The organism is Segeticoccus rhizosphaerae, assembly GCF_009192725.1.
In the GTDB taxonomy this organism is placed as follows: domain Bacteria; phylum Actinomycetota; class Actinomycetes; order Actinomycetales; family Dermatophilaceae; genus Segeticoccus; species Segeticoccus rhizosphaerae.
Window position 1 is genome coordinate 1 of record NZ_VOHR01000222.1, and the last position, 6,369, is coordinate 6,369.

Sequence of the window (6,369 nt, forward strand, 5' to 3'; positions counted from 1 at the left end):
TGGCGCGGCACCGCCACCCGAGTGCCCCGGCGGGCGCCGCCCCGCAGCTGCTCCACGTCACCGACCTCGGCGGCGCCGCGCTGCAACAGGCCGAGGGCATCCAAGTGCGGGTGCTCGAGGCCGTCGTCCTCGCCCTCGGACAGCGGCAGACCAGCCAGCTGCGCACCAGCATCCAGGCACTGGCAGCGGTCATGGACGGCGGCCAGGAGACGCCGCGGCCGAGCCTCGAGGCAGTTCCGGCTGCCACCGACGACACTGACGACACTGACGACGCGGCGGACCTGGTGGAGACGGCGGATCCGGGGCCGGCCGACTGGCCACCAGACATCCGCACCTGCTGAGCAGGGGCGGCCGGGTCACACTCGCTCAGCCCTCGTCGACGTCTCCCGCCTCGTCCCGTTCGTCCCGGTCGGCCCACTCCAGCAGGCTGTCCAGCGCGTATGCCGTGTCGTCGATGTCGGCGTGCAGGTCGCCGCGCCGCGCGAACCGCTCCGGCACCGTCGCGATGGTGAGTTCACGCGGCTGCACGTCGTCCACCTCGTCCCAGGTGATCGGCGTCGAGACCGTGGCGTCGGGAAACCCACGCACCGAGTAGGCGGCGGCGATCGTGTGGTCCCGGGCGTTCTGGTTGTAGTCGACGAACAGCTTGCGCGGGTCCCTGTCCTTGCGCCACCAGGTCGTCGTGACGTCGTCGGGCGCCCGGCGCTCCACCTCCCTGGCGAAGGCGAGCGCGGCGCGACGCACGTCGTCGAATCCCCACCGCGGCTCGATGCGCACGTAGACGTGCATCCCCGACCCTCCGGAGGTCTTCGGCCACCCCACGATCCCGAGTTCGTCGAGCACCTCGTGCACGACGTGCGCGACCCGTCGGACCGTGTCGAACTCGCAGTCGGGCATCGGGTCGAGGTCGATCCGCCACTCGTCGGGGCGCTCGGTGTCGTCCCGCCGGGAGTTCCACGGATGGAACTCGACCGTGGACATCTGCACGGCCCAGATGACGCTGGCGAGCTCCGTGACGCACAGCTCGTCGGCATACCGGTCGTAGCGGGGGAAGTGGAGGCGGACGGTCTCCACCCAGTCCGGGGCACCACGAGGCAGCCGCTTCTGGTGGACCTTCTCCCCCTCGATGCCCTCGGGGAAGCGGTGCATCATGCAGGGGCGATCACGCAGCGCGCGCACGATGCCGTCGCCCACGGCGAGGTAGTAGCGCGCGAGGTCGAGCTTCGTGGCGCCGAGGGCGGGGAAGTAGACCCGCTCCGGGTTGGAGATCCGCACGGTGCGCTCCCCGACCTCGAGCTCGATCGCCGGAGACGACCCTGTCCTGGATGCCATGGCACCCAACCTACGCGGCCATGTGCATGACCTCCCAGAGGTGACCGTCGGGGTCCTGGAAGCTCCACCCGTACATCGTGCCGTCCTCCATCGGGTCCTGGGAGGAGCGCCCTCCGGCCTCGAGCGCGGTGGCGACGAGCCGATCGACCTCGTCGCGGCTCTGTGCCGAGATGCAGAGGATGACCTCACCCCGTGAGTCGGGCTGGGCCACCGGCGCAGGGGTGAACGTCGCGAAGAAGTCGCGGGCCAGCAGCATGACGTAGGCCTCGTCGCTGACGACCATGCAGGCAGCCCGGTCGTCGGTGAACGCGGTGTTGAACTCGAAACCCAGGCGGGAGAAGAAGTCGATGGACCTCGTCAGGTTCGACACGGGGAGGTTGACGAAGATTGTGCGAGCCATGGCTGGGGCACCCTCTCGGTGTAGTGGCGTCACCCCACCACGTTCGATGGGGTCCGGTGCCCATACAGACCGCTCCGGCACGGGAAGTCATCGTCCCCCTGGTCATCCGCGAGAACCCCCGGTCGGAAGCGATGAGTTCTGGTGGCCGGAGGAGTCCACCAACCAGAGCACGAGCCGTAGAGTGGACGAGGACCCAGGAGGCCCACGTGAGCCAGACCACGAGCACGCCACCCCAGAGCACGGACACGCCACCGGTGGATCTTGACGAGTTCCCTCGGCTGGCCGACCCCTACCGCCGCGAGCTGACCGCGCACTGCTACCGGATGCTGGGCTCGGTCCACGACGCCGAGGACCTGGTGCAGGAGACCTATCTGCGGGCGTGGCGGTCCTACCACAAGTTCGAGGGACGCTCCTCGATGCGCACCTGGCTCTACCGGATCGCCACCAACGTCTGCCTGACCGCGCTCGAGGGCCGCGCGAAGCGGCCCCTGCCCACCGGGCTGGGTGCGCCCGGCAGCGATGCCGCGGACCCGCTCGTCGAGCGTGCCGAGGTGCCGTGGCTGGAGCCGGCACCGGAGTCCGTGGTCGGGAGCATCTCGGCCGACCCGGCCGAGGTGGCCGCCTCCCGCGAGACGATCCGGCTGGCCTTCATCGCGGCCCTGCAGTACCTCCCGCCCCGGCAGCGCGCCGTGCTGGTCCTGCGCGATGTCCTCAGGTGGCGGGCCGCCGAGGTGGCCGAGGCCATCGGCACCACGACGGTCGCGGTCAACAGCACCCTGCAGCGGGCCCGCAAGCAGCTGGCCGATGCCTCGCCGCGCGAGGAGGCCCTCGCCGAACCCACCTCACCGGAGCAGCGGGAGCTGCTCGACCGCTACGTCACCGCGTTCTGGGAGAAGGACGTCGACGCCATCGTCGCGATGTTCACCGACGACGCCGTGTGGGAGATGCCGCCGTTCACCGGCTGGTACCAGGGCGCCGAAAACATCGGCCGGCTGATCGGCGGCCAGTGCCCCGGCCAGCGCGAGGACATGCCGATGGTCGCGACGACCGCGAACGGCCAGCCCGCCTTCGGCCTCTACATGCGGACGCAGGACGGCACGTTCGCGCCGTTCCACCTGCAGGTCCTGACCCTCACCAAGGACGGGGTCAGTCACGTGGCTGCGTTCTTCGACACGTCGCTCTTCGCCACGTTCGGCCTCCCGGACCGTCTGCCGGCGGGGACGCGTCCGGGCGCCTGAGCCACGTGCCCACCGGTCGGACCGCCTCGCTGGAGGCGGCCCTCGCCCTGCTCGAGCGGTCCATCGGCTACACGCGCGGCTCCTTGGCGCTCGTGACACCGCGGCTGCTGGACCGGCCCACACCCTGCTCCGACTGGGACCTGCTGGCCCTGCTGCGTCACATGGACGACTCGTTGCAGGCCCTGCTCGAGGCCACGGACCGGGGGTATGTCGCCCTGTCACCACCGGGAGACGGCGAGCCGGTCGGCCTGCTGCTGGAACGGATCCGGACGCGGGCCTGCTCGGTGCTCGGAGGATGGACCCACCAAGACGGCGCGGCCCTGGTGTCCATCGCCGGTTCTCCCCTGTCGGCAGCACTGACGGCGACCGCCGGGGCGCTGGAGGTCGCGGTGCACGGTTGGGACGTCGCCACCGCCTGCGGCCACGACGCCCCCCTGCCCTCCGCGCTCGCCGAGGAACTGCTCGACCTGGCTCCCCGACTGGTCACCGACGCGGACCGTCCGGCTCGGTTCGCCCCGCCGGTGACGCCCTCCGGGTCACCGAGCGACCGGCTGCTGGGATTCCTCGGGCGCAGGAGCCCCCCGGAGCCGGGCGGGCGGTTGGGCGACGCGCCGACCTGAGTCACGTCATACGGGCCCCGACTCGGCGAACTCCTTGGGCCGGCCCCTGCCGCGGGAGTCGACGATGTCACGGATCTCGTCGGTGGCGAAGCCGCTGCGCACGCCCCAGTAGTAGGCCGTCAGGCCGAGGGCCATCTCGAGGAGGGTGCCCCACGGGAACGCCAGCGGAGGGTTGTCGAGGGGACCGTAGAAGCCGTAGTAGGAGATCGGGACGGTCCCGAGCAACAGCCACAGCAGCCAGGCCGAACGCTCGATGTGCAGGCGTCCCTCGGCGTTGGAGAGGGCCCACATGATGACGCAGAACGCCACCAACGCGACGGTGAAGGCGATGAAGTAGGTCCAGAAGGACCAGCCGCCCTTGCTCTGGCCACCCGAAGCCGTCAGGACCCAGCCGCCCTCCCGGGCGATCCAGATCCAGGCCGCCATGAAGACCGCGCCCAGCACGGCCGCGGGAGTCGGCGCCATCCAACCGTGCTTCCACGCGTAGTACCACGCGAACAGCGGCAGCCCGATGAACGTCGCGGTGAACACGTTGGCGAGGGTGGAGAAGCCGGCCCAGTAGAGGATGAGGACTGCGGCGAGGTAGCCGACCGGCGACCAGAAACCGGCCGCCTTGAGGAAGAACGGACGCGGCAGCTCGGGTGCCGTCTTGCGCATCACGGGGAGGCCGACGCCACCCATGACGTAGGTGAGCACTGCTGCGGCGCTGATGAATCCGACCAGCTGGTACCAGCTGGGCGCCGGCACGAAGAAGACGCAACCGACCACGGTCGACACGATGAGCGCGATCCACGGGATGCCGAACTTGTTGTTGTTCTGGAACATCGGGGGGATGTTGCGGTGGACGGCCAGCCCGTATCCCGTGCGGGTGGCGGTGCCGAGATAGACCCACCCGGTCGCCAGCGGTGACACTGCGGCGTCGATCAACAGCAGCGTGCCGAGCGCGGTCAGGGCGGCCAGGTTCGCGGAGTCGAGCGCGTGGAAGAACGGTCCGTCGGCCCACGACCCGGTCTCGAGCAGGTTCCAGTCGCCGGGAGACAGCCCCATGCTGGCCCAGCGGATCGCGCCGATGAAGGCGACCTGCAGGAGGGTGTAGATCACCATGGGTATGACGATCGACCCGAAGGTGGCGAGCGGCACGTTGCGTTGCGGGTTGCGCACCTCGCCGCCGTAGTCGAGGGCCTGGCGGAATCCCAGCAGGGAGAAGATGATTCCGCTGGAGGCGATGGCGTGGAAGATGGGCGCCACCCCCATCGGCGCGAAGCCACCGAACGCATGGAAGTTGCTGCTGTCGAGGATGTAGAACAGGCCGAGGAAGGTCAGGGTCGGCAGGACGAGCTTCCAGATGGTCACCCACCGGTTCGACTCGGACAGGAACTTGGCACCGAAGTAGTTGAGGATGAAGAACAGGATCATCAACAGGATCCCGAACACGATCCCGTTGGGCCAGGCGAGGATGTCGACGCCGTTCTGTTTGGTCAGGAAGTTCATCGACGGCCACTTGCCACCCAGGTAGGTGATGACCGCGATGGCCTCGATCGGCGGGATCGTCACGGCCGACAGCCAGTAGGCCCATCCGATGATCCACCCGGCGAAGGAGCCGTGGGTCAGGTAGGTGTAGCGCACGATGGCGCCCGAGCGGGGCAGCATCGAGCCGATCTCGGCGTAGGCGAGGGCGATCAGACCGACCAGGAAGGAGGCGATGATCCAGGCGAGGATCGCGGCCGGCCCCGCCACACCGGCGGCCGAGAGCACGGCGAACAACCAGCCCGACCCGATCTGGGCGCTCACGCCGAGCAGCAACAGCTGCGTGAACGACATCGTGCGCTTCAGCCCCAGGTCGGCTGACTCGAACTGACCCAGACCTGCATCTTCTTCTACATCTGCCATCCCCCCAGAGTGCTCCTCGTCACACTCCGCTGCAGCGGACACGCGTCACAGATTTTCACGGCGAGTTTCAGACAAGTGCACAACGACCTGCGACACTGCTGCACGGAGGTTGCTCTCCGGATGGGCGGCGAAGGACGGTATGAGGCCCGAGTTCCAGGACATCGTGGACGACGTCTCCCGCATCCTCGGCGGCCCGGTCACGCTCGAGGACCGCGACTTCAACCTCATCGCCTTCTGCTCGCAGCATGCCGGCCAGATCGACCAGATCCGACAGCAGTCCATCCTGGAGCGGCACTCGACTGACGCGGTGCGAGCGCTGTTCGAGCAGTTCGGGATCGCCACCAGCGAGCAGCCGGTGCGGGTGCCGGCGATGCCCGAGTCGGGCGTGCTGCCCCGGCTGTGCCTGCCGGCCCGGTGGAACGGCGTCACCTACGGCTACGTGTGGCTGCTCGACGAGAACCCGGACCACGACGCGGCGCAGGAGCAGAGCGCCCTCGCCCTGGCCGAGCGGGCCGGCGCCCTGCTGGCGCAGCAGGTGCGGGTCCGGGAGGAGCTCGACTTCAAGCTCCAGGACGTGTTGTCGCCCGAACCGGAGATCGCCGAGATCGCGGCGGCGGACATCGACGACCGGGGCATCATCGCCCGCGGCGTGCCGGTGGCGGCGGTCGAGCTCCGGCTGGCCACGCAGGGGGCCGCCCAGCCCGTCCCGATGAACCTGTGGAGCCTGCCCCGATCGGTGTTGGCCTCGGCCGGCGACGAGCACACCACGCTCGTGGTGCCGCTGCACGGCCAGGACCTCGGACCCGCGCGCGCCGTCGCCGAACGGGCGAGGGAGCTGTATGCCGAGCGCCTGCCGCCGGGTGCCCAGGTCGACGTAGTCGCCGGCATC

6 protein-coding genes and 1 pseudogene are annotated in these 6,369 nt (G+C 69.7%); 4 read left to right on the top strand and 3 right to left on the bottom strand.

Translation table 11 applies throughout. The features are described from left to right. On the top strand, positions 1–341 hold a 341-nt coding region (locus tag FRW57_RS23320; RefSeq protein WP_203230352.1), incomplete at its 5' end, for a hypothetical protein. Positions 342–366: 25 nt separating this feature from the next. Here FRW57_RS23320 and ligD read toward each other — a convergent pair. Then, a complete protein-coding gene (gene ligD, locus FRW57_RS15455) occupies positions 367–1,332 on the bottom strand; it encodes a non-homologous end-joining DNA ligase (protein ID WP_152186413.1) in 966 nt (321 codons plus the stop codon). Positions 1,333–1,342: 10 nt separating this feature from the next. Continuing rightward, positions 1,343–1,732: a VOC family protein gene (locus FRW57_RS15460; RefSeq protein WP_137119665.1), complete on the bottom strand. Its 390-nt coding sequence runs from the start codon at positions 1,730–1,732 to the stop codon at positions 1,343–1,345. A gap of 206 nt (positions 1,733–1,938) precedes the next feature. On the opposite strand from FRW57_RS15460, the gene FRW57_RS15465 reads away from it, so the two are divergent. After that, entirely contained in the window at positions 1,939–2,970 is a 1,032-nt protein-coding gene (locus tag FRW57_RS15465) for a sigma-70 family RNA polymerase sigma factor (RefSeq protein ID WP_274381525.1), read from the top strand. 5 nt (positions 2,971–2,975) lie between these two features. Continuing rightward, on the top strand, positions 2,976–3,590 hold the full coding sequence (locus FRW57_RS15470) for a TIGR03086 family metal-binding protein (RefSeq protein ID WP_137119664.1): 615 nt from the start codon (positions 2,976–2,978) through the stop codon (positions 3,588–3,590). A 6-nt stretch (positions 3,591–3,596) separates the two neighbouring features. On the opposite strand, the gene FRW57_RS15475 is transcribed toward FRW57_RS15470, so the two are convergent. Continuing rightward, the gene (locus FRW57_RS15475; protein WP_137119663.1) at positions 3,597–5,480 is read right to left on the bottom strand and encodes an APC family permease; all 1,884 of its coding nucleotides are present in this window, start codon (positions 5,478–5,480) and stop codon (positions 3,597–3,599) included. 139 nt (positions 5,481–5,619) lie between these two features. Here FRW57_RS15475 and FRW57_RS15480 point away from each other — a divergent pair. Further along, a pseudogene (locus FRW57_RS15480) lies at positions 5,620–6,369 on the top strand (hypothetical protein); the annotation flags it as partial.